Source organism: Streptomyces sp. NPDC001985 (assembly GCF_040296845.1).
Lineage (GTDB): Bacteria > Actinomycetota > Actinomycetes > Streptomycetales > Streptomycetaceae > Streptomyces.
The window spans coordinates 1-22,308 of sequence record NZ_JBEOYB010000043.1 but is presented as its reverse complement, the minus strand read 5'-3'; the positions used below and the strand labels follow the sequence as shown (position 1 = coordinate 22,308).

Sequence of the window (22,308 nt, the reverse complement as noted above, 5' to 3'; positions counted from 1 at the left end):
ACCAGCAGCCGGGCGGACGGCCCGGGAAGCAGCCGGACCACCCGGACCACCCGAGCCGCCGGCAGGCACTACCGGCCGTTGAAAGCGTCCTTCAGGCGCGAGAACAACCCCTGCTGCCCGGGCTGGAACTGCCCGAGAGGCCGCTCCTCGCCCCGCAGCTTCGCCAGCTCCCGCAGCAGCCTCTCCTGCTCCGCGTCCAGCTTCTGCGGGGTCATCACCTCGACGTGCACGATCAGGTCGCCGCGCCCGCCGCCCCGCAGATGGGTGATGCCCCGGCCGTGCAGCGGAATCGACTGGCCGGACTGGGTACCCGGCCGGATGTCGACCTCCTCCACGCCGTCGAGCGTCTCCAGCGGCACCTTGGTGCCGAGCGCGCCCGCCGTCATGGGGACCGTCACGGTCACATGGAGATCGTCCCCGCGCCGCTGGAACACCGGGTGGGGCAGCTCGTGGATCTCGACGTAGAGATCGCCGGCGGGTCCGCCACCGGGCCCCACCTCCCCCTCGCCCGCGAGCTGGATGCGGGTGCCGTTGTCGACACCGGCGGGGATCTTCACGGTCAGGGTCCGGCGGGACCGCACCCGGCCGTCGCCCGCGCACTCCGGGCACGGGGTCGGGACGACGGTCCCGAAGCCCTGGCACTGGGGGCACGGCCGCGAGGTCATGACCTGGCCGAGGAAGGACCGGGTCACCTGCGAGACCTCACCGCGGCCCCGGCACATGTCACAGGTCTGCGCCGAGGTGCCCGGCGCCGCTCCCTCACCGCTGCAGGTCGTACAGACCGTGGCGGTGTCGACCTGGATCTCCTTGGTGGTGCCGAAGGCGGCCTCACTCAGATCGATCTCCAGGCGGATCATCGCGTCCTGGCCGCGCCGCGTCCGCGAGCGGGGCCCGCGCTGCGACGCCGTCCCGAAGAACGCGTCCATGATGTCCGAGAAGTTGCCGAAGCCACCGGCGCCGAAGCCTCCCGCGCCCGCGCCTCCGGCCTGCGACAGCGGATCGCCGCCGAGGTCGTAGACCTGCTTCTTCTGCGGGTCCGAGAGCACCTCGTAAGCGGCGTTGATCTCCTTGAACCGCTCCTGGGTCTTCGGATCGGGGTTGACATCCGGATGCAGCTCGCGGGCGAGCCGACGGAATGCCTTCTTGATCTCGTCCTGCGATGCGTCGCGGCGCACGCCGAGTACGGCGTAGTAGTCCGTGGCCACTTACGACTCCGCCAGGATCTGTCCGACGTAACGTGCCACTGCGCGTACCGCTCCCATCGTTCCGGGGTAGTCCATGCGGGTCGGTCCGACCACGCCGAGTTTGGCGACTGCCTCGTCGCCCGAACCGTAGCCGACGGCGACCACGGACGTTGAGTTGAGCCCTTCATGGGCGTTCTCATGACCGATGCGGACAGTCATGCCCATTCCGCCCGACTCCTTCGCCTCACCGAGCAGCTTGAGGAGCACCACATGCTCCTCCAGCGCCTCCAGCACCGGCCGGATGGTGAGCGGGAAGTCGTGTCCGAAGCGGGTGAGGTTGGCGGTGCCGCCGATCACCAGCCGCTCCTCGGTCTCCTCCACCAGCGTCTCCAGCAGAGTGGAGAGCACCGTGGAGACCACGCCCCGGTCCTCCGGGTCGAAGGACTCGGGAAGGTCCTGGACCAGCTGCGGTACATCGGCGAAACGGCGGCCGACGACCCGGCTGTTGAGCCGGGCCCGCAGATCGGCGAGCGGGACCTCCCCGAAGGGCGAGGGACAGTCGATCATGCGCTGCTCGACCCGTCCGGTGTCCGTGATCAGGACGAGCATCAGCCGCGCGGGCGCGAGGGAGAGCAGCTCGACATGGCGGACGGTGGAGCGGGTGAGCGAGGGGTACTGGACGACGGCGACCTGGCGGGTCAGCTGCGCCAGCAGCCGTACCGTGCGGCCGACGACGTCGTCGAGGTCGACGGCGCCGTCCAGAAAGCTCTGGATGGCGCGCCGCTCGGCCGACGACAGGGGCTTGACCCCGGCCAGCCGGTCCACGAAGAGCCGGTAGCCCTTGTCCGTGGGAATGCGTCCGGCGCTGGTGTGGGGCTGGGCGATGAAGCCCTCCTCCTCCAGCACGGCCATGTCGTTGCGGACCGTCGCCGGGGAGACACCGAGGCGGTGGCGCTCCGTGAGCGCCTTGGAGCCGACGGGCTCCTCGGTGCCGACATAGTCCTGGACGATGGCGCGCAACACTTCGAGTCTGCGTTCGCTGAGCATCGCGCACACCTCCAGCGGTGTTCCCTCGGTGGTTCTTCGGTCGTCCACGGTCGTCTTCGGTCGTCTTCGGTCACTGCTCAGTCACTGACTGGCACTCATGAGGCACGAGTGCCAGCTCCGCCCCGAGCCAGTGTACGGCCGTGGGGTACGCCCCTAGCAAGGGCGACCGACCACGGTACCGCGCACTCGCGCTGGTCGTTGCCAGTAGCGTCGCGGTATGGACGTCAGTTGGGAAGAGCACGGGTGGGAGCGGTTGGACGGCCGGGTGGGCCGGCGCCGGCTCCCCGGATGGGACGCGACCGTCGGTCTGATCGCCGGCCCGGAGGGCGTACTGCTGTACGACACGGGCTCCACGGTGCGCGAGGGGGCGGAGATCCGGCTCCAGGCGCGGACGCTGCTGCCGGGCCGCCGCGTGACGCATGTCGCACTGAGCCATCCGCATTTCGACCATGTGATGGGCACCTCGGCCTTCGCGGGTGTGGAGGTGTACGGAGCCGGGGGCGTCGACACGCTCCTGCGGCGGGAGCGCGAGGTGCTGTGCGCGGACGCGGTACGCCATGGGGTCGCCCCGGACGCGGCGGCGGACGCGGCCGATCTGCTGGTGGTGCCGGGCCGGACGGTCGCCGGGGAGCTGGCGCTCGACCTGGGCGGCGGGCTGCGGGTGCTGCTGGTGAACGCGGGGCCCGGGCACACCGGCCACGACCTGGCCGCCCTGGTCCCGGGGCCGGCGGGGGCGCCGCCGGTGGTCTTCTGCGGTGACCTGGTGGAGGAGTCGGGCGAGCCGCAGGCGGGACCGGACGCGGTGGCGGCCGGGTGGCCGGCGGCGCTGGACCGGCTGCTGGCGCTCGGCGGCCCGGACGCGGTGTACGTACCGGGGCACGGCGCGGTGGTGGACGCCGCGTTCGTGCGTGCCCAGCGCGATGCGCTGGCGGAGCGGTTCGCAGTGTCGTAGCGTCGCCGGATGCGCAGCTACAGCCCCGATCTGACCCCGCCCTGGAAGAAGCCGGCCCCCGTCGCGGAGGTGCCCGCCGACCCCGATCTGGTGGTGGAGGAGGTCACCACGGGGTTCTGCGGGGCCGTGGTGGGCTGCGAGGCGGGGACGGTGACCCTGGAGGACCGTTTCGGCAAGCACCGGGTCTTCCCGCTGGCCCCGCGCGGGTTTCTGCTGGAGGGCAGGGTGGTGACGCTGGTCCGCCCCGCCCGGGGGCCCGTCGCGGCGACGCGCACGGCCTCGGGGTCGGTCGCCGTCCCGGGCGCGCGGGCGCGGGTGGCGCGGGCGGGCCGGATCTATGTCGAGGGCCGGCACGACGCGGAGCTGGTGGAGCGGGTCTGGGGCGACGATCTGCGGATCGAGGGAGTGGTGGTGGAGTATCTGGAGGGCGTCGACGACCTCCCCGCCATCGTCCGGGAGTTCGACCCGGGGCCGGACGCCCGGCTGGGGGTGCTGGTGGACCATCTGGTCCCCGGCTCGAAGGAGTCGCGGATCGCCTCGGCGGTGACCGGTGACCATGTGCTGGTGACGGGACATCCGTTCATCGACATCTGGGAGGCGGTGAAGCCGTCATCGGTGGGCATCGCCGCCTGGCCCCGGGTGCCGCGCGGGCAGGACTGGAAGACCGGGGTGTGCCGGGCGCTGGGGTGGCCGGAGAACACCGGGGCGGCCTGGCAGCACATCCTGGCGCGGGTGGGCTCGTACCGCGATCTGGAACCGGCGCTGCTGGGGCGGGTGGAGGAGCTGATCGACTTCGTCACCGCGGAGTGAGGGCCGCCGCGTCCCCGATCGCCTGCGCCTGCGCCTGCGTCCGCGCCTGCGTCCGCGCCTTCCCGGCCGGCCGGCCGGGTCCGCCACGGGCTCGGGCGCCCGCAATCCACGGGTTGCGGACTGAATATGTGAAGAAGTCTCCTTTCAGTCAGTAATACGACTTTGAGCCGTTCATCACTCCTGTCGTGTAGGAGCGGCCGACCATGGACAACTCCTCACTGCGACAGCGCGCGCACCCTCCGTAGCACCCCGCTGGCAATTCCGTGGTCCGGCCGCCGCCCCCGCCCCCGCTCCTGCACCCTGAACCGCAGACTGAGGAGGACAGCCATGGCATTCGACCCCGGCCTCGCGAGCATCCGCGCCGCCCGCAACGCGGACGGCCGTCTCGAAGTGTTCGCCACCGGTTCGGACAGCGCCCTGTGGCACATCTGGCAGACCGCGCCCGGCGGCGCCTGGACCGGCGACTGGGTCAGCCGGGACGGCACGCTGACCACCGCCCCCACGGTCTTCCGCAACGCGGACGGGCGCCTGGAGGTCTTCGCGGGCGGCGCCGACGGACGCGTCTGGCACACCTGGCAGACCTCCCCCAACGGGAGCTGGGCCAAGGAGTGGCGGCACCTGCGCGACCAGCGGATGCTCGGCCGGCACCTCGCCGTGTTCCAGAACGCCGACGGGCGGCTCGAAGTCTTCGTCCGGGGCGCGGACAACGCGCTCTGGCACATCTGGCAGACCGCTCCCAGCGGCACCTGGCACGACCGCTGGGTCTCCCGGGGCGGGGTGCTGCGCGGCTGTCCGGCCGTCTTCCAGAACGAGGACGGCCGGCTGGAGGTCTTCGTGCGCGGCAGCGACGACGCCCTGTGGCACACCTGGCAGACCTCCCCCAACGGGGAGTGGTATCCCACCTGGTCGTCGCGCGGCGGCGATCTGCGGGCCGACCCGGCGGTGTTCCCGAACAAGGACGGCAGGCTGGAGGTCTTCGCGAAGGCCCCGGACAACACCCTGCGCCATATCTGGCAGTCCGAGCCCAATGGCGCCTGGCACCCGGTGTGGGCCAATCGCGGCGGCCCGCGCATCGGGGTGCCCGCCGTCTTCCAGGAGGCCGACGGGCGTCTCGTCCTCTTCGCCCGGGGCTCCGACCTGGGCGGCTGGCGGGCTGAGCAGCAGGTGGCGAACGGAACCTGGGGCGACTGGCAGTCCCAGGGCGGGCTGCTCGCGACCGATCCCGTGGTGGGCCGCCACGCCGACGGCCGGCTGGAGTCGCTCCATCTGAGCTTCGACAACGCGCTGTGGCACAAATGGCAGACATCCGCCAACAACGGGTGGACCGCCAGTTGGGCGACCCGGGGCGGGAGCCTCTCGGCGCTCTGACACCGCCCGAGCCCGGCCGCCCCGCCCCGGCCCGGCCCCGGTCCGGCGCGGGCGGGCGCGGGCGGCCGGGCTCGGGCGGCAGGAGCACGTGGGCAGGCGGGGAGGCGGGGAGGCGGGCTGCCTCAGTCCACCAGGTCGCGCACCACCGCGTCCGCGAGCAGCCGGCCCCGCAGGGTCAGGACCCCGCGCCCCGCTCCGTACGCCTCCCGGTCCAGCAGTCCGCCGTCCAGGGCACGGCGGGACGCCGCGAGCCCGGCGGTACGCAGCAGCGAGAGCGGCACGCCCTCGCGGAGCCGCAGCTCCAGCAGAATCCGCTCCACCCGCCGGTCCTCGTCCGGCAGCAGCTCACGGCCCGCGCCGGGCGAGCGGCCCTGTGCCAGCGCCGCCGCGTAGGCGCCGGGGTGCTTCACATTCCACCAGCGCACCCCGCCGACATGGCTGTGGGCGCCGGGGCCCGCGCCCCACCAGTCCGCGCCGCGCCAGTACAGCTCGTTGTGGAGACAGCGCCCGGCGTCCGACGTGGCCCAGTTGGAGACCTCGTACCAGTCGTACCCCGCGTCCGCGAGGACGGAGTCCGCGATCAGATAGCGGTCGGCGTGCACATCGTCGTCCGTCATCGGCACCTCGCCCCGTCTGATCCGGCGGGCCAGCCGGGTGCCCTCCTCGACGATCAGGGCGTACGCCGAGATGTGGTCGGGCCCGGCGCCCACGGCGGCGGCGAGCGTGGCGCGCCAGTCGTCGTCGCTCTCGCCCGGGGTGCCGTAGATCAGATCGAGGTTCACATGGCCGAAACCGGCCGCCCGCGCCTCGGCGACACAGGCCTCGGGCCTGCCGGGCGTATGGGTGCGGTCGAGCACCTTCAGCACGTGCTGCCGGGCGCTCTGCATCCCGAAGGAGATCCGGTTGAAGCCCCCGGCGCGCAGCTCGGCCAGATACTCGGGACCCACCGACTCCGGATTGGCCTCGGTGGTGATCTCCGCGCCGTCCGCGAGCCCGAACTCCTCCCGTACGGCGCCGAGCATCGCGACCAGGTCGGCGGCGGCCAGCAGCGTGGGCGTACCGCCGCCGATGAACACCGTCTCGGCCCGGCGCGGGTCGTCGCCGAGGACCTTGCGGGCGAGCCGGACCTCGTCGGCGAGGGTCGCGGCGTAATTGTCCCGGGAGGCCAGCACACCGCCCGTGCCGCGCAGCTCGGTGGCGGTGTAGGTGTTGAAGTCGCAGTACCCGCAGCGCGTGGCGCAGTACGGGACGTGCAGATAGAAGGCGAGCGGCCGGTCGCCGGCCCCGGCGAGGGCGGACGCGGGGAGCGACCCGTCCTCGGGCACGGGCTCGCCGTCGGGCAGTACGGAAGGCATGTCCTCCATTGTCCGTCACCCGGCCGCCTCACCTCGCCCGCGCCCGTTCCGGCACCGGGCACGGTGAGCGGTGCCGTGCCCGGTGACGGGCGGCCCCGGGGTTCCCCGGGGAGCTGTGGGAGGGGTCCGCGGCGGGGTCACGCCTCCCGGGAGCCCTCGTACATCTCCTCGATGAGGTGCTTGAACTCACGCTCGACGACCGGGCGCTTCAGCTTGAGGCTCGGGGTGAGATCGCCGTGCTCGACATCGAGGTCGCGGGGCAGCAGCCGGAACTTCTTGATCGTCTGCCAGCGCTGGAGGCCGCCGTTGAGCCGGTCCACATATCCCTGGACCAGCTCCCGGGTGGCGGGGGCCGCGACCACGTCGGCGTAGGACCGGCCGGCCAGGCCGTGCTCCTTCGCCCAGTTCAGGAGGGTCGGCTCGTCGAGTGAGATCAGCGCGGTACAGAAATTGCGGGCCGCGCCCACCACGACGATGTTGGAGACGAACGGGCAGATCGCCTTGAACTGGATCTCCACCTCGGTGGGCGCGATGTACTTTCCGCCGGAGGTCTTGATCAGGTCCTTCTTGCGGTCGGTGATCCGCAGATAGCCGTCCGGGGAGAGTTCGCCGATGTCCCCGGTGTGCAGCCAGCCGTCGGGTTCGAGGACCTCCGCCGTCTTCTCGGGCAGCCCGTGGTACCCCTCCATGATCCCGGGGCCGCGGAGCATCACCTCGCCGTCCTCCGCGATCCGCACCTCGGTGCCGGGCAGCGGCTTGCCGACCGTGCCCGTGCGGTACGCCTCGCCCGGGTTGACGAAGGAGGCGGCGCTGGACTCGGTGAGTCCGTACCCCTCCAGGACATGGATTCCGGCGCCGGCGAAGAAGTAGCCGATCTCCGGCGAGAGCGCGGCGGAACCGGAGACGGCGGCGCGCAGCCGCCCGCCGAAGGCGTCCCTGAGCTTGGCGTACACCAGCGCGTCGGCGACCTTGTGCTTGGTGGTCAGGACGAAGGGCGCGGAGGCGGTCCCGGTGCGGCGGAAGTTGTCCTGGCTGATCCTCGCGTACTCCCGGGCCACTCCGGCCGCCCACTGGAAGATCTTGTACTTGGCGGGCCCGCCGGCCCGGGCCTTGGCCGCGACGCCGTTGTAGACCTTCTCGAAGATCCGGGGCACGGAGGCCATATAGGTCGGCTGGACCACCGGGAGATTCTCGATGATCTTGTCGATCCGGCCGTCGACGGCGGTGACATGGCCCAGCTCGATCTGCCCCGAGGTCAGCACCTTGCCGAAGACATGGGCGAGCGGCAGCCAGAGGTACTGCACATCGTCCTTGGTGACCAGGCCGGTCGCGGCGATCGCCTTCGCCATGTACGACCAGTTGTCGTGGGGCAGCCGGACGCCCTTGGGCCGTCCGGTGGTGCCGGAGGTGTAGATCAGGGTGGCCAGCTGGTCGGCGGTGATCGCCGCGATCCGCTCGGCGACGGCGTCCGGGGTCTGCTTCAGCAGGGCCTTGCCACGGGTCTCCAGCTCCGCGAGGGAGAGCACCCAGCCCTCGGGGTCGCCCGGTTCCGCTTCCACACCGGCGGGGTCGATGACGACGACATGCCGCAGCTCGGGCAGGTCCGCGCGCCGCTCGCGGGCCTTGGCGAGCTGGGTCGCGTCCTCCGCGATCAGGATGCGGCTCCCGGAGTCGGCGAGGATGTACGCCGACTCCTCGGCGTTGGTCGACGGATAGACGGTCGTGGTGGCGCCGCCGCCGCACATGACCCCCAGGTCGGCGAGAATCCACTCCACCCGGGTGGCGGACAGCAGCGCGACCCGGTCCTCGGGCGCCAGCCCGAGGCCGATCAGGCCGGCGGCGATGGCGTCGACCCGTTCGGCGGCCTCGCCCCAGCTCAGCGACTTCCACTCGTCGGGGCCCCGGCCGGAGGCGGACGGCACCGGGTAGCGGTACGCCTCGGCGTCCGGGGTGGCCGCGACACGCTCGGTGAAGAGGGTCGCGACCGACGGCGGCCGGTTCTCGATCAGGGTCTGTGTGTCGCTCACGACATCCTCCGGGCCTGCGGCAGCACTGCACGACGGGCTGGTTCTTTAACTGGCGAGTAACCATCGAGCCGTGATCAGACTAGAGGCCACTCTGCCAGTGCGTAAGGGGATACGGGCTGCCGCTTCATAACGAAGGACGGCGCCCCCCGGCCGCTCGCGGATACGGGGAAGCGCCCGCCGAAAGCTCCGGCGGGCGCTTCCCCGTCTGTGCGCGCACGGGCGCGGGCCGGCTACTTCTTGCCCTTGCCGCTGCTCTCGTCGCTGGAGAGGACGGCGATGAAGGCGTCCTGGGGAACCTCCACACTGCCGACCATCTTCATCCGCTTCTTGCCTTCCTTCTGCTTCTCCAGCAGCTTCCGCTTACGGGAGATGTCACCGCCGTAGCACTTGGCGAGGACGTCCTTGCGGATGGCGCGGATGGTCTCGCGGGCGATGACCCGGGAGCCGATCGCGGCCTGGATCGGCACCTCGAACGCCTGGCGCGGGATCAGCTCGCGCAGCTTCGCCACCAGCCGCACGCCGTACGCGTACGCCGCGTCCTTGTGGGTGATCGCGGAGAAGGCGTCGACCTTGTCGCCGTGGAGCAGGATGTCCACCTTGACCAGGCTGGACGACTGCTCGCCCGTGGGCTCGTAGTCGAGGGAGGCATAGCCGCGGGTCTTGGACTTCAGCTGGTCGAAGAAGTCGAAGACGATCTCGGCGAGGGGCAGGGTGTAGCGGATCTCCACCCGGTCCTCGGAGAGGTAGTCCATGCCCAGGAGGGTGCCGCGGCGGGTCTGGCACAGCTCCATGATCGCGCCGATGAACTCGCTGGGCGCGAGGATGGTGGCCCGCACCACCGGCTCGTACACCTCCGAGATCTTGCCCTCGGGGAACTCGCTCGGGTTGGTGACCGTGTGCTCGGCGCCGTCCTCCATGAGGACGCGGTAGACCACGTTCGGCGCGGTGGCGATCAGGTCGAGGCCGAACTCGCGCTCCAGGCGCTCCCGGATGACATCCAGGTGCAGCAGGCCGAGGAAGCCGACGCGGAAGCCGAAGCCGAGGGCCGCGGAGGTCTCCGGCTCGTACACCAGGGCGGCGTCGTTGAGCTGGAGCTTGTCGAGGGCGTCGCGCAGCTCGGGGTAGTCCGAGCCGTCCAGCGGGTAGAGGCCGGAGAACACCATCGGCTTGGGGTCCTTGTAGCCGCCCAGGGCCTCGGTGGCGCCCTTGTGCTGCTGGGTGATGGTGTCGCCGACCTTGGACTGGCGGACGTCCTTCACACCGGTGATCAGATAGCCGACCTCGCCGACGCCCAGACCGTCGGCCGGGAGCATCTCGGGCGAGTTGGTGCCGATCTCCAGCAGCTCGTGGGTGGCGCCGGTGGACATCATCCGGATGCGCTCGCGCTTGCCCAGCTTGCCGTCGATGACCCGGACATAGGTGACGACGCCCCGGTAGGAGTCATAGACCGAGTCGAAGATCATCGCGCGGGCGGGCGCGTCGGCGACGCCGACCGGGGCGGGGACCTCGCGCACCACCCGGTCGAGCAGCGCCTCGACACCGACGCCCGTCTTCGCGGAGACCCTCAGCACATCGTCCGGGTCGCAGCCGACGAGGTTGGCCAGCTCCTCGGCGAACTTCTCCGGCTGGGCGGCCGGGAGGTCGATCTTGTTGAGGACCGGGACGATGGCGAGGTTGTTCTCCATCGCCAGATAGAGGTTGGCCAGGGTCTGCGCCTCGATGCCCTGGGCCGCGTCCACCAGCAGGATCGTGCCCTCGCAGGCGGCGAGCGAGCGGGACACCTCGTAGGTGAAGTCCACATGGCCCGGGGTATCGATCATGTTCAGGATGTGGGTCCTGCCCTGGCCTTCGCCCTCACTGGGCGCCCAGGGCAGCCGGACCGCCTGGGACTTGATCGTGATGCCGCGCTCGCGCTCGATGTCCATCCGGTCGAGATACTGAGCACGCATCTGCCGCTGGTCGACCACACCGGTCAGCTGAAGCATCCGGTCGGCGAGCGTGGACTTGCCGTGGTCGATGTGCGCGATGATGCAGAAATTGCGGATCAGCGCCGGGTCTGTACGGCTCGGCTCGGGCACGTTGGAAGGAGTCGCGGGCACGCAGGGTCCTGATTCTTGAGACGCGGGGCGTCTCGTCTCGGGCGATGTCGGATCGATACGTAGCCCCCATCGTCCCACGGGTGAGGGACTGCGACCGGTTTGGGCCGCCGGGAGAGCTGCTGGTAGCCTGGCTAGCTGTGTCTCTTCCCATGGTGCAGACCACGGGACACGAGGCGCTCATCGAAGATCAATCGAACCTGAGAAGGCTCTTTCGTGGCGAACATCAAGTCCCAGATCAAGCGGAACAAGACGAACGAGAAGGCGCGCCTGCGCAACAAGGCCGTCAAGTCGTCGCTGAAGACCGCTGTCCGCAAGGCCCGTGAGGCCGCCGCTTCGGGCGACGTCGAGAAGGCCACCGCGGCCACTCGCGAGGCCGCTCGCAAGCTCGACAAGGCTGTCTCGAAGGGTGTCATCCACAAGAACGCCGCCGCCAACAAGAAGTCGGCGCTGGCTGCCAAGGTTGCCTCCCTCCAGGGCTGAGCCCACTCGCTGTAACCCGGGGGCGACCCCGGACCGGCGGCACTCCCTGAGGGTGCCCCGCCGGAAGACTTGATAGCCGGACGGACCCGAGCGGGCCCTCTCTCTCCGCTCCCCGCCCCGGCACCCCTCAGGACTCGCACTTGGACCTGCGTTCGCCACGCGGGTGCGAGTCCGAACCGCAGGACCTCGCCAGGGCCCCGGACCCCTCTCGCTCCTTCCCCAGGACAGAGGCTCCCCCGGGGCCTTCGGCATGCCCACCCCAGAAGACGGCCCCACCCCGGCCGAACCGACGATCGGCGCACACCTCAGCCCCGCCGGCGATTGAGGCACGGGAAGCGCAATTCAGCCCCGCCGGCCATCGAGGCACGGGAAGCCCAATCAGCCCGGCCGACCACCGAGGCGCGGGAAGCCCAATCAGCCCCGCCGGCGATTGAGGCGCGGGGGTTCGGGGGCAGAGCCCCCGACCGAAGCCCCCCGGGGCGGAGGCCCAAGCACCAGGGACCTCCCCCGAACCCCGGGCTCAAACTCGGACTCAACCTCAGCGCCGCGAACGCGCAGCCCTCGCCACAGTCACCACAGCTTTCTCCAGGGCATACTCCGCATCATCCCCACCCCCCTTCACCCCCGCATCCGCCTCCGCCACCGCCCGCAGCGCCACCCCCACCCCGTCCGGTGTCCACCCCCGCATCTGCTGCCGCACCCGGTCGATCTTCCAGGGCGGCATGCCCAGCTCACGGGCCAGATCCGCCGGTCTGCCGCCGCCCCTGGCCGAGGAGAGCTTCCCGATCGCCCGCACCCCCTGCGCCAGCGCACTGGTGATCAGCACTGGCGCGACCCCGGTCGACAGCGACCAGCGCAGCGCCTCCAGCGCCTCCGCCGCCCGGCCCTCCACCGCCCGGTCGGCGACGGTGAAGCTGGAAGCCTCCGCACGGCCCGTGTAGTACCGCCCCACGACGGCCTCGTCGATCGTGCCCTCGACATCCGCGGCGAGCTGGGACACCGCGCTGGCCAGCTCCCGCAGATCGCTGCCGATGGAGTCCACCAGCGCCTGGCACGCCTCCGGTGTCGCGGACCGGCCCAGCGCCCGGAACTCCGAGCGCACGAACGTGAGCCGCTCGGCGGGCTTGGTGGTCTTGGGGCAGGCGATCTCACGGGCCCCGGCCTTGCGGGCCGCGTCCACCAGCCCCTTGCCCTTCGCGCCCCCGGGGTGGAGCAGGACGAGGGTGATCTCCTCCACCGGCGCGGTGAGATACCCCTTGATGTCCTTGATCGTGTCGGCGGAGAGATCCTGCGCGTTCCGCACGATGACGACCTTGCGCTCGGCGAAGAGCGAGGGGCTCGTCAGCTCGGCGAGGGTGCCCGGCTGGAGCTGGTCGGCGGTGAGGTCGCGCACATCCGTGTCGGCGTCGGCGGCGCGGGCCGCCGCCACCACCTGCTGCACCGCGCGGTCGAGAAGGAGATCCTCCTGCCCCACGGCGAGGGTGACGGGGGCGAGCGGATCGTCGGTGGAATTCTTCCTGGTGGCCATCGCGTCCAGCATCCCATGGGCCACCGACACCCGGTCCGGTGCCGGAGAATGAACGGGTGAGCGATGGACGACATGTACTGGTGCTGCCCGACCGCGACGCAGCCGAGGAGGTGGCGGGGGAGCTGGCGGACCGCTTCGGCGTGGCCGAGGAACCCCAGCTCGTACGGGACGCGCTGGCCGGCGAGGACGACGCCGAGGACGCCCAGTGGCTGGTCGTGGTGGAGGACCCCGGCGCCCGGCTGGACCCGGCGGGCCTGGACGCCTTCGCCGCCGAGTACGAGGGGTGGCTGGAGGCCCCCTGACGGCGGGCCGGGCTCAGCTCCGCGCGACATCCCTGAGGAAGACGAGCCCGTCGATCTCCGCCAGGTGCGCCGGGTCGAGCCCGAAGTAGCCGAACCAGGGGGAGTCGCGGGGCGCGGGCGGGGTGTCGCGGAGGGCGGCGGCCAGCCGGGGCGCGTCGACGAGACAGCGGTCCTCCGGGAGCGCGTACAGCAGCCCTTCGACGGAGTCCGGCGGCGGCGCGCCCACCCCCCGGTGCCGGATCGTGCCGAGGGCCGTGGCCACGAAGGCGTACTCCTCACCGAGGCGGGCGCTCACCAGCGCGCCGGCGCCCCACCACTCCAGCGGCGCCCCGCCCATCCGCATCGAGCTCCTGGTCCGCTGGAGATGGGTGTTGTGGGCGTGGACCAGCGCCGGTCCCCCTTCCGCGACGGCGAGGAGGTTGTGGGCCATCATCCGGTCCCGGACGCCCACCAGCCGCGTCATGCGCGCCGGTGAGGTGTCGGCCATCCAGTGGTGGTAGCGGAGCAGGCCGGTGGCGGTGCGCCCGTACAGGCGCGCCCGGTCCCAGTCGTCCCGCGAGGTCGCCGCGATGAGGTCCGGCGTCCGTTCGTCGAGCAGCGACACCAGATCGTCGGCGATCAGCCGCAGCCGGCCCGCCTCGGGCGACCGTCCCACGGAGCGGGACGGGTCCGTCATCGCGGCGGGCTCGGTCCACCGGTCGTCGGCGCCGAGCAGCCGGTCGAGTGTCTCCGCCGTGCAGGGGAGCAGATCCGCGTCCACCAGGGCCGCGAGGCGGTGGTGGAGTGCGGTGAGGGCCTGCCGGGGGCTCTCGGCGCCGGTGATCTCCAGCGGGCCGTCGAAGCCGGCGAAGCGGAGCCGCTCGGAGGCGGGCCGGCCGTCGTTGTACGCCCTCATCCACCGCACGAGTGCGCGGTTGGCGGCGGACGCCCCGAGCCCATGGCTGAACCCGTGCTCCATGGCCTCGTCGAGGGTGCCCGTGCCCGTGGTGACGTAGTCGTCCACCATCAGGCCCGCCAGACAGCCGCTCTCGATCGCGATCGCGCGGTAGCCCTCCTCCGCGACGAGCTGCCGGAAGATCTCGTTGCGCAGATCGAGCAGGGTGTCCTCGCCATGGGTGGGCTCGCCCAGGGCGAGCAGCCTCGGCCGGGCGGGCAGCAGCCCCCTGAGGGAGGCGGCGTCGACGGTGTGGAGGGTTTCCCGGATGCCAGTAGCCATGACCTCAACGGTATCGTTGAAGACTCGGTTGAGACTTTTTCGGGATACTCTCGGAGCTGTGGGAAGAAACCCTCAAAGCACTGGTCACCTCAGGCCGATTGATCTGGCGCGCCGCCACGGACTGTCCACGCAGGCCGTGCGGAACTACGAGGAGGCCGGCGTCCTCCCGGCCGCCGACCGCACACCCCACGGCTACCGCGTCTACACCCCGGCGCACACACGGGCTCTGGCGGCGTTTCTCGCCCTGCTGCCCGGCCACGGCCATCCGACGGCGGCATCGGTCATGCGGGCCGTGAACCGGGGCGCGACCGATGAGGCGCTCCGCCTCATCGACGAGAGCCATGCCCAGCTCCTCGACGACCGGCGCACCCTCCGGGCCGTGGAGAGCGCCCTCCGCGATCTGGAGTCCGCCGCGCCGTCCGAGCCCGACGCGGCGCTCCCGGGGCCCGGCGGCACCTTCATCGGGCCGCTGGCGGAGGGACTCGGCATCCGGCCGGCGACCCTGCGCGCCTGGGAGCGCTCCGGGCTGGTGCACCCGCGCCGCGACCCGCTGACCGGGTACCGCGTCTACGACGAGGCCGCTGTACGGGACGCCCGGCTGACCCACCAGCTCAGACGGGGCGGCTATCCGCTGGAGCGGATCGCCCCGCTGATCACCCAGGTGCGGACCGCCGGCGGACTGGAGCCTCTGGAGTCGGCCCTGCGCGACTGGCACGGCAGGCTCTCCGCCCGCGGGCGCGCGATGCTGACCGGAGCCGCCGAGCTGGACGCGTACCTCCGCGAGCTGCCCTGACCCCGTGCGCGAGGCCCGGGCCCGCCCTCGGGGCCGGAGCGTCAACGCCCTTATCACGCGGCCCCCTTGGCTCCATCCCCTCCCATCTGCTGGGCTGGGCCCATGGACACCGCCGCAGGCCGCACACCGGCCGTCTACGACCGCATCGGAACCGGCTACAGCGACATCCGGGTCCCCGACCCCCGTCTGCACGCCCTGATCAGCCGGGCCCTGGAGGGCGCCCGCACCATCGTGAACGTCGGCGCCGGGGCCGGCTCCTACGAACCCGAGCACGCCAAGATCACCGCGGTCGACCCCTCCCAGGTCATGCTGGACCAGCACCCGGCGGCCAGAAAGGTGCGGGCCGGCGCGGAGGCGCTCCCGTTCCCCGACGGGTCCTTCGACGCGGCGATGGCCGTCCTGACCGTCCACCACTGGCCCGATCCGCACCGGGGCCTCGGCGAGCTGCGCCGGGTCGCCCGCAGACAGGTGGTCTTCACCTGGGACCCGGGCCATCCTCAGGAGCTGTGGCTGATCGAGGAGTACCTCCCGGAGATCCGTGACATGGACCACGCCCGCTTCACGCCCGTGGCCGAGGTCGCCGACGCGCTCGGAGCGCACACGGTGCTGCCCTTCCCCATCCCCCGCGACTTCACCGACGGCTTCCAGAGCGCCCACTGGCAGCGGCCCGAGCGCTATCTCGACCCGGCCGTCCGACAGGCCAGCTCCACCTTCGCCCAACTGCCGCCCTCCGTCGTGGAACCGGCGATCGAACGGCTCCGCGCCGACCTCGACTCCGGCCTCTGGCACCGCCGCCACGCCGATCTCCTCGACCGGGAGAGCATGGACTACGGCTACCGCCTGGTGATCGCGGGCTAGGTCGTCACTTTCGGATCGTGCCAGGGCTCGCGAGCCCTGGCACCGCGCCCCGCCGCGATGTCGTCAGTCGCCGACCCTCCGCGTGGACTCCCTCCTCTGCCCTGCGATCGCCCTGCGATCCACGGCACCGCGCCCGGCTCGCCGATCCGGCCCGGTCCGAAAGAAGCTCCCCGGGCGGACCACGGGGACCGCCGCGGGCGCCCGAGGCCCGAGGGCACCCGGCCCGCCCGCCTCCCGCCCGGGCGCCCCGCCGGCCGCGCCCGGTGACCACGGCCCCCCGGCGCAGGCCCGCCCGCAGGGAGCGGCCGGCGCCGGTCACGGCGATCGGCCCGTCCCGGTCGGTGCGGAGCACCACCGCTCCCCCGGCTCCGAGCGCGCCCACGGTGTGCGGGGACGGATGGCCGTACGGGTTGTCCCGGCCCGTGGAGATCAGTGCCAGTCGCGGGCGCGCGGCGGCCAGCAGAGCCGGGTGCTGATGCGCCGACCCGTGGTGGGCGACCTTGAGGACATCCACCGGCGGCAGTTCCGGATGGGCCAGCAGCAGCCCGCGCTGGGCCGGTGGTTCGAGGTCGCCGAGCAGCAGGAGGACCGGCCCCGCCTCCACCCGCACCAGCAGGGTGACGCTGGCGTCGTTGGGTTCCGTCGGCGGGACCGCGGCGGACGCCCGGCCCGGGGCACGGTCCGGGGCGCGGTCCGGGGCGCGGTCCGGCCAGAGCACCTGCCACGACAGCCGTCCGAGCCGGCGCCGCTCCCCCGGGGCCGCGCGCACCAGCGGCACCCCGGCTTCCGCCGCCGCCGCGCGGACGAACGCGCTCTGCGCCCTCGGCTCGTCGAGCGTCGTGGTCTGCACCGCCCCCACGGTCCGGCCCCGCAGCACCCCGGACAGGCCCCCGATGTGGTCGGTGTGGAAGTGGGTGAGGACGATCAGCGGGATACGCGTGACGCCCAGCTCCCGCAGACAGCGGTCGGCCAGATCCGGGTCGGGTCCCACATCCACGACCACCGCCGCGCCGGTGCCGTCGCCCGCCGCGAGGACCGTGGCATCTCCCTGTCCGACATCGCACATGGCGAACGACCAGCCCGGTGGCGGCCAGCCCGTGACGACGCGGGTGAGCGGCGCGGGGCGCAGCACGGCCAGCAGGAGCAGCAGCGCACAGGCCGAGGCCGCCCAGGGGCGGCGCCACAGCCGGCGGGCGATGAGCACCGCGAGCGCGGTGGCGGCGGCGAGCAGCACTCCGCCGCGCCAGCCGCCCGGCCAGTCCACCCACGCCCCCGGCAGCGAGGCCCCGGCACGGGCGACGGCGGCGATCCACCCGGCCGGCCATCCCGCGACGCCGGCGAGCACCTCGGCCGCGGGCATCGCGACCGGGGCGGTGGCGAGCGCGGCGAAACCGAGGACGGTGGCCAGGGCGACGGCCGGCTCGGCGATCAGATTGCAGGGGATCGCCACCAGGCTGACGCGGGTGGCCAGGACGACGACCACGGGCGCGCAGACGGCCTGCGCGGCCCCGGCCGCCGCCAGCGCCTCCGCGAGCCTCGGCGGCACCCCGCGCCGCCGCAGCGCCGCGCTCCAGCCGGGGGCGATGGTCAGCAGCGCGCCGGTGGCGAGGACGGAGAGCACGAAGCCGGGGCTGCGGGCGAGGCCGGGGTCGTGGAGGACCAGCAGCAGAACGGCGGCGGCGAGCGCGGGGAGGAGGGATCTACGCCGGCCGGTGCCGATGGCGAGCAGGGTGATCGCACCGCACGCCGCCGCCCTGAGCACGCTCGGCTCCGGTCGGCACACGACCACGAAGGCGAGGATCAGCCCGCCGCCGAGGAGCGCCGTCCCTCTCAGGGTGATGCCCAGCCGGGGTGCGAGACCGCCGCGCTCGGCGAGCAGGGCCCGGCCCGGGGGTCCCACCAGCAGGATGAGCACCACGCCCAGGTTGCTCCCGGAGACCGCGAGGAGATGGGTGAGGTCCGTGGCCTCGAAGGCTTCCTGGAGGTCCGGGGTGACCCGGGAGGTGTCCCCGACGGTCAGCCCGGGGAGGAGGGCGCGGGCGTCCCGGGGCAGGCCGTCGGACGCCGTGCGCAGCCCCGCCCGGAGGGCTCCCGCGGTGCGCTGCACCGCGCTGGGGCTCTCGATGACCTCCGGCCCGCCGCCCCGCACCCGCAGCACCGCCCCGTACCGGTCGGCGCCGTGCAGCGGTGGCGCGAGGCCGCCCGTCAGCCGGAGCCCGGTGGAGGGCAGCAGCGACTGCCAGCGGGCGAGTACGGGCCGGGGGAGCCCCGGCCGCACCACCACCAGCAGGGGTGTCCTGACGGCGGTGGCCTCCCGGCCCGCTCCGGAGACCTCGGTCGCCTCCGCGTCGAACACCAGGGCCCGTCCCGCCCGCGGACCGCCTTCCGGCCGGGGCCGGGTGAGCCTGGGGTCGGAGGTGACCCGCAGCTCCACGGTGGCGTGGGCGTACCGTTCGGCCAGCGCGGGCAGCGGGCCGCGCCGCAGATCCGCGCTCCACAGCCCGGCGGTCACCGCGCCCGCCGCCGCGCACAGCAGCAGCGCCGCGCAGGCGGTGGCGGTGGCGGTGATCCGGTCCCGGCCGCCCGCACGGGCCGCCCGGCGTGCGCCGGGCCTCAGGACCGAGACGAGGAGCAGCGCCGCGAGAGCCGCGCAGAGGGCCGCGCCGAGCGCCGTCCACCGGCCCGGGGCGCCCACGGCAAGCGCGGAGGCCGCCCAGGCCGCCAGGGCCGGAAAGACCAGCCGCAGATCGGCCGGGCCCTCCTGGCGGGGGTTGGCCGCGCCCAGCCGGTGGCCCGACGCGGTGTGCACGGCCCGGCGGGTCACGGCCGCACCAGCGGCTGGAGGTCGGCGAACCGGCGGTCCCCGATCCCTCTGACCTCGCGGAGCTGCTCGACGGAGCGGAAGCCGCCCTGCTGGGTGCGGTGGTCGATGATGTGGCGGGCGAGGACGGGGCCGACCCCGGGGAGGGTTTCGAGCTGGTCGGCGGTGGCCGCGTTGAGGCTCAGCGGCCCGGTGGACGGGACCGTGGCGGGCCCGGGGGGTGCTGTGTCTGCCCCGGGGGCGCTCGGGGGTGCGGGGGCGCCCACCACCACCTGCTCGCCGTCGATCAGCACCCGGGCCCGGTTGAGGCCGGTGAGATCGGCGCCCGTTCTGACGCCTCCGGCGGCGCGCAGGGCATCGGCGACCCGGGAGCCATTCGGCAGTCTCAGCACGCCGGGCCGCCGCACCTTGCCGCTGACGTCCACGACGACCCGCCCGCTCCCCCGGCGGGCGGCCTCAGGGGCGCGCTCGGGTGCCGCGACCCCCGGCCGGACCACCTCGGGGGCGCGCACGCTCTCCGGGTTCCCCGTCCAGAAGTGCTGGACGGCGAGGAGGGCGGCGGCCACCAGGACGACGGCCAGCGCGGCGAGGGTTCTCGGTTCGAGCCCGCAGCGGAGCCGCACCCAGACCGGCAGCCGCTCCCGCACGGCGAACACGGCCCGCTGCCGGAGGGGGTGGTCCGTGCCGGGAGGCGGGTCGGGGGCCGGGGCGGTGGGCGGTACCTCGCCCCGCCGGCGCGCCGTGGTGCCCCTGCCGGGGCCCGGGCCCGGACCGTGCCGGACGCGGGTACGGAGACGGGGGTGGGCGCGGCTGTCGGATGCCGGGGGGCGGCCGGGGCCGCTGGTCGCGGGGTGCGGGTGAGGGGTCATGAGGAGGACGGTAGGAGGGTTGGGCGGGGCTCGCCGGGAGGGGGGAATTCCGGTGGAGAACCCGCCACTTGTGGATATCCCCATCCCCCAGCCGGGTGACGATCCCCCACCTGGTTGACACCCCCGAGCCAATCCCAGCCCCCCCGCCACTCGGGGATACCCACCGGGCCAACCCGACCCGTCCGCCCTCTTGAGGCCACATCTCGCACCTGACGGGCGACCCGAACACATCAAGCCCGCCCGGCGCTTGAGGCTGGCCCCTGTGCCTGACGGGCGACCCGAACAAATCAAGCCTGTCCGGCGCTTGAGGACGGACCCCGCACCACAGGTGACCCGCATCCCGCGGGCCCGGGTCGGGGGCCAGCCCCCGAACCCCCGCTCCTCAATCGCCGGAGGGGCTGAGTGGGTGCGGCTCAACCACCAGTGAGGCTGGGGTGGTGCGGCTCAAACGCCGGAGGGGTTGGAGTGGTCCGCCTCAAACGCCGGAGGGGCTAGGGGGCGCGGCTCAATCGCCGTGGCTGGTGTTGTGCCTGAGCTTGTCCGGCAGGGCTGAGCAATCCCAGCCCGTCCGGCGCCACCTCCCAGAGGCAGCTCCGGGGGAGCCTGAGGACCGCCCCCGCACCACAGGACCCCGCACCCCGCGGGCCCGTCGGAGCCCCCCGCCGCCCCGAACTCCCCTCTCAGCGGGGCGAGATCACCGTCCCCAGGAGGCCCGGGCCCGTATGCGCACCGATCACCGCCCCCACCTCGCTCACATGCAGCTCCACCACCCCCGGCACCCGTTCCCGCAGCCGGTCCGCCAGGGCCGAGGCGCGTTCGGGGGCGGCGAGGTGGTGGACCGCGATGTCGACGCCGCTCATGCCCGCCCGCTCGACGGCGATCTCCTCCAGGCGGGCGATGGCGCGGGCGGCCGTGCGGACCTTCTCCAGCAACTCGATCCGTCCGCCCTCCAGTTGCAGCAGCGGCTTCACGGCCAGCGCGGACCCCAGGAGCGCCTGCGCGGCGCCGATCCGGCCGCCGCGCCGGAGGTAGTCGAGGGTGTCGACGTAGAAGTAGGCGGAGGTGCCCGCCGCGCGCTTCTCCGCGGCGGCGACCGCCTCGTCGAGAGTGCCGCCGGACTCCACGGTCTCCGCCGCCGCGAGGGCGCAGAAACCGAGGGCCATCGCGACCATCCCGGTGTCCACCACCCGTACCGGAACCGGGGCTTCCCTGGCGGCCAGCACCGCCGCGTCGTAGGTGCCGGAGATCTCGGCCGACAGATGGAGGGAGACGATCGCGGTCGCGCCGGCCCGGGCACGCGCCCGGTAGGTCTCGGCGAAGGTCTCGGGGCTCGGCCGCGATGTGGTGACCGGGCGCCGCTTCTGAAGGGCCTGGGCCAGCGAGCGGGCCGAGATCTCGGTGCCCTCCTCAAGCGCCTCGTCCCCGAGGACGACGGTCAGGGGCACCGCCACGATGCCATGGCGCTCCATCGCCGGCGGCGGCAGGTAGGCCGTTGAATCGGTGACGATCGCGACATGGCGGGACATGAGCGGGAGGTTACCGGTCACGGCCACCGGACGGCAGCCCGGACCTCTGCCTCAGGGAACTCGGCCGCACGCTCGGCTGCCTCACAGTCGCTCGGGGGGAGGATCGGGGTCAGTTCGTGGTCTCGGGGCGGGTGGTCTTCTCCCACGGGTACGCGGTCTGCTGCCGGGGGTCACGCGCGGTGATCGCCTGCGGCTGCTGGGCCGGTGCGCCCGGGGCCGACGCCTCGCCGGACTCCGGCCGGTCGGTGTCGGGCCAGCTCCGCGAGGGTCCCGCCGGGCCGCCGGACGCGCTCTGCGACCGGGTGTCCCGGGGCGCCTCCGCCTCCGGCTCCGACCAGTGCCGCAGCGCTCCCGCCTCCATGTCGATCTGGGTGCTGAGGCTGTCCAGATCGTCGTCGGCGAACCTGCGGGCCCGGTCCCGGGCGGCCCAGCGCAGGGACTCCGCCGAGTGCGTGATCCGCTCGGTGCGCTCGCGCAGCTCGGGCAGCCGGGCGGAGACCGTGGCCCGGTCGGGCTCGCGCTCCAGGCGCTTCAGCTCGTCGTCGAGTTCATGGCCGTGGGCGCTGAGGCGCTCGAAGAGGGCGATCGTCTCGGACAGGGAGGCGTCCTCGGCGACCCCGGCCTGGAGCGCGTCCTGGGTGGCGCGCATGGAGGTGCGCAGCGACAGCCGCAACTGGGCCAGATCGGCGGCGACCCCGCTCTGGCCGAAGGTCTTGGCCCGCAGGGTGGTGTCCTCGACCGTGCGCCGGGCCTGGGTGACGGACTGCTTGGTGCGCTCGACCCCGCGTTTGGCCGCGCCGACCGCCTTGACCGTGACAAATGCTCCCAACGCCACAAAGGCGACCAGAAGCAGTGCCAGTATCGCGATCACGACTTCCATGTCCGCCCCTTCGGCGTCGAGCGCTGTGCGCCGGCTGCGCACGTCGACTGTGTTCCCCTCCACCGTAAACGGAACAGGCAGGCCAAGGGTTCCCCATGACCCCCCAACCTGCCCGTAGGGGAAACCCCGAACCAGGGGGCCGGGGCCTCGGGGTGGCCACGACGTCGGCCGGCTCATCACCATGCTCGACCGT

The 22,308-nt window shown here is 73.1% G+C and carries 18 protein-coding genes; 7 read left to right on the top strand and 11 right to left on the bottom strand.

From position 1 onward, the window contains the following. Window positions 1-68: 68 nt before the first annotated feature. Together dnaJ and hrcA are read right to left on the bottom strand one after the other, a co-directional pair. A complete protein-coding gene (gene dnaJ, locus ABT122_RS20250) occupies window positions 69-1,205 on the bottom strand; it encodes a molecular chaperone DnaJ (RefSeq protein ID WP_351553782.1) in 1,137 nt (378 codons plus the stop codon). Beyond that, window positions 1,206-2,231 (bottom strand): heat-inducible transcriptional repressor HrcA, encoded by a 1,026-nt coding sequence (hrcA, locus tag ABT122_RS20245; RefSeq protein WP_351553919.1) that lies wholly within the window; start codon window positions 2,229-2,231, stop codon window positions 1,206-1,208. 217 nt (window positions 2,232-2,448) lie between these two features. Between hrcA and ABT122_RS20240 the strand changes: the two genes are divergently transcribed. From ABT122_RS20240 to ABT122_RS20230, 3 genes are all read left to right on the top strand, one after another. After that, the gene (locus ABT122_RS20240; protein ID WP_351553779.1) at window positions 2,449-3,183 is read left to right on the top strand and encodes an MBL fold metallo-hydrolase; all 735 of its coding nucleotides are present in this window, start codon (window positions 2,449-2,451) and stop codon (window positions 3,181-3,183) included. 9 nt (window positions 3,184-3,192) lie between these two features. Beyond that, window positions 3,193-3,993 (top strand): DUF3097 domain-containing protein, encoded by an 801-nt coding sequence (locus ABT122_RS20235; RefSeq protein ID WP_351553776.1) that lies wholly within the window; start codon window positions 3,193-3,195, stop codon window positions 3,991-3,993. Between the two features lie 327 nt (window positions 3,994-4,320). Further along, entirely contained in the window at window positions 4,321-5,361 is a 1,041-nt protein-coding gene (locus tag ABT122_RS20230) for a PLL family lectin (protein ID WP_351553773.1), read from the top strand. Window positions 5,362-5,483: 122 nt separating this feature from the next. Here ABT122_RS20230 and hemW read toward each other — a convergent pair whose 3' ends face one another. From hemW to lepA, 3 genes are all read right to left on the bottom strand, one after another. Next, entirely contained in the window at window positions 5,484-6,716 is a 1,233-nt protein-coding gene (gene hemW, locus ABT122_RS20225) for a radical SAM family heme chaperone HemW (protein ID WP_351553770.1), read from the bottom strand. Window positions 6,717-6,853: 137 nt separating this feature from the next. Next, on the bottom strand, window positions 6,854-8,743 hold the full coding sequence (locus tag ABT122_RS20220) for an AMP-dependent synthetase/ligase (protein ID WP_351553767.1): 1,890 nt from the start codon (window positions 8,741-8,743) through the stop codon (window positions 6,854-6,856). Between the two features lie 230 nt (window positions 8,744-8,973). Then, on the bottom strand, window positions 8,974-10,842 hold the full coding sequence (lepA, locus tag ABT122_RS20215) for a translation elongation factor 4 (protein WP_351553764.1): 1,869 nt from the start codon (window positions 10,840-10,842) through the stop codon (window positions 8,974-8,976). A 213-nt stretch (window positions 10,843-11,055) separates the two neighbouring features. Here lepA and rpsT point away from each other — a divergent pair, with 213 nt between their 5' ends. Then, window positions 11,056-11,322: a 30S ribosomal protein S20 gene (rpsT, locus tag ABT122_RS20210; protein WP_351553761.1), complete on the top strand. Its 267-nt coding sequence runs from the start codon at window positions 11,056-11,058 to the stop codon at window positions 11,320-11,322. A 538-nt stretch (window positions 11,323-11,860) separates the two neighbouring features. Here the strand turns inward: rpsT and holA are convergent. Then, window positions 11,861-12,850 carry a DNA polymerase III subunit delta gene (gene holA, locus ABT122_RS20205; protein ID WP_351553758.1) on the bottom strand — a complete coding sequence of 330 codons (990 nt, stop codon included), beginning with the start codon at window positions 12,848-12,850 and terminating at the stop codon, window positions 11,861-11,863. A 56-nt stretch (window positions 12,851-12,906) separates the two neighbouring features. Between holA and ABT122_RS20200 the strand changes: the two genes are divergently transcribed. Continuing rightward, window positions 12,907-13,152, top strand: a complete 246-nt coding sequence (locus tag ABT122_RS20200; protein ID WP_351553755.1) for a hypothetical protein — start codon at window positions 12,907-12,909, stop codon at window positions 13,150-13,152. A gap of 13 nt (window positions 13,153-13,165) precedes the next feature. On the opposite strand, the gene ABT122_RS20195 is transcribed toward ABT122_RS20200, so the two are convergent. Beyond that, window positions 13,166-14,368: an erythromycin esterase family protein gene (locus ABT122_RS20195; RefSeq protein WP_351553752.1), complete on the bottom strand. Its 1,203-nt coding sequence runs from the start codon at window positions 14,366-14,368 to the stop codon at window positions 13,166-13,168. 58 nt (window positions 14,369-14,426) lie between these two features. Between ABT122_RS20195 and ABT122_RS20190 the strand changes: the two genes are divergently transcribed. Beyond that, window positions 14,427-15,161 carry a TioE family transcriptional regulator gene (locus ABT122_RS20190; protein WP_351553749.1) on the top strand — a complete coding sequence of 245 codons (735 nt, stop codon included), beginning with the start codon at window positions 14,427-14,429 and terminating at the stop codon, window positions 15,159-15,161. A 102-nt stretch (window positions 15,162-15,263) separates the two neighbouring features. Further along, window positions 15,264-16,019 (top strand): class I SAM-dependent methyltransferase, encoded by a 756-nt coding sequence (locus tag ABT122_RS20185; RefSeq protein ID WP_351553746.1) that lies wholly within the window; start codon window positions 15,264-15,266, stop codon window positions 16,017-16,019. Between the two features lie 4 nt (window positions 16,020-16,023). Here the strand turns inward: ABT122_RS20185 and ABT122_RS20180 are convergent, their stop codons facing one another. From ABT122_RS20180 to ABT122_RS20165, 4 genes are all read right to left on the bottom strand, one after another. After that, entirely contained in the window at window positions 16,024-18,843 is a 2,820-nt protein-coding gene (locus tag ABT122_RS20180) for a ComEC/Rec2 family competence protein (RefSeq protein WP_351553743.1), read from the bottom strand. Further along, window positions 18,840-19,709 carry a ComEA family DNA-binding protein gene (locus ABT122_RS20175; protein ID WP_351553740.1) on the bottom strand — a complete coding sequence of 290 codons (870 nt, stop codon included), beginning with the start codon at window positions 19,707-19,709 and terminating at the stop codon, window positions 18,840-18,842. The genes ABT122_RS20180 and ABT122_RS20175 overlap by 4 nt, the downstream gene beginning before the upstream one ends. Window positions 19,710-20,389: 680 nt before the next feature. Beyond that, the gene (locus tag ABT122_RS20170; RefSeq protein WP_351553737.1) at window positions 20,390-21,235 is read right to left on the bottom strand and encodes a DegV family protein; all 846 of its coding nucleotides are present in this window, start codon (window positions 21,233-21,235) and stop codon (window positions 20,390-20,392) included. Between the two features lie 109 nt (window positions 21,236-21,344). Further along, entirely contained in the window at window positions 21,345-22,115 is a 771-nt protein-coding gene (locus ABT122_RS20165; RefSeq protein WP_351553734.1) for a hypothetical protein, read from the bottom strand. Window positions 22,116-22,308 lie beyond the last annotated feature (193 nt).

Bases quoted from the DNA above. Each gene is read 5' to 3' on its own strand.
- hrcA (WP_351553919.1), bottom strand. From the start codon at position 2,231: ATGCTCAGCGAACGCAGACTCGAAGTGTTGCGCGCCATCGTCCAGGAC.
- ABT122_RS20240 (WP_351553779.1), top strand. From the start codon at position 2,449: ATGGACGTCAGTTGGGAAGAGCACGGGTGGGAGCGGTTGGACGGCCGG.
- ABT122_RS20235 (WP_351553776.1), top strand. From the start codon at position 3,193: ATGCGCAGCTACAGCCCCGATCTGACCCCGCCCTGGAAGAAGCCGGCC.
- ABT122_RS20230 (WP_351553773.1), top strand. From the start codon at position 4,321: ATGGCATTCGACCCCGGCCTCGCGAGCATCCGCGCCGCCCGCAACGCG.
- hemW (WP_351553770.1), bottom strand. From the start codon at position 6,716: ATGCCTTCCGTACTGCCCGACGGCGAGCCCGTGCCCGAGGACGGGTCG.
- holA (WP_351553758.1), bottom strand. From the start codon at position 12,850: ATGGCCACCAGGAAGAATTCCACCGACGATCCGCTCGCCCCCGTCACC.
- ABT122_RS20195 (WP_351553752.1), bottom strand. From the start codon at position 14,368: ATGGCTACTGGCATCCGGGAAACCCTCCACACCGTCGACGCCGCCTCC.
- ABT122_RS20185 (WP_351553746.1), top strand. From the start codon at position 15,264: ATGGACACCGCCGCAGGCCGCACACCGGCCGTCTACGACCGCATCGGA.
- ABT122_RS20175 (WP_351553740.1), bottom strand. From the start codon at position 19,709: ATGACCCCTCACCCGCACCCCGCGACCAGCGGCCCCGGCCGCCCCCCG.
- ABT122_RS20170 (WP_351553737.1), bottom strand. From the start codon at position 21,235: ATGTCCCGCCATGTCGCGATCGTCACCGATTCAACGGCCTACCTGCCG.
- ABT122_RS20165 (WP_351553734.1), bottom strand. From the start codon at position 22,115: ATGGAAGTCGTGATCGCGATACTGGCACTGCTTCTGGTCGCCTTTGTG.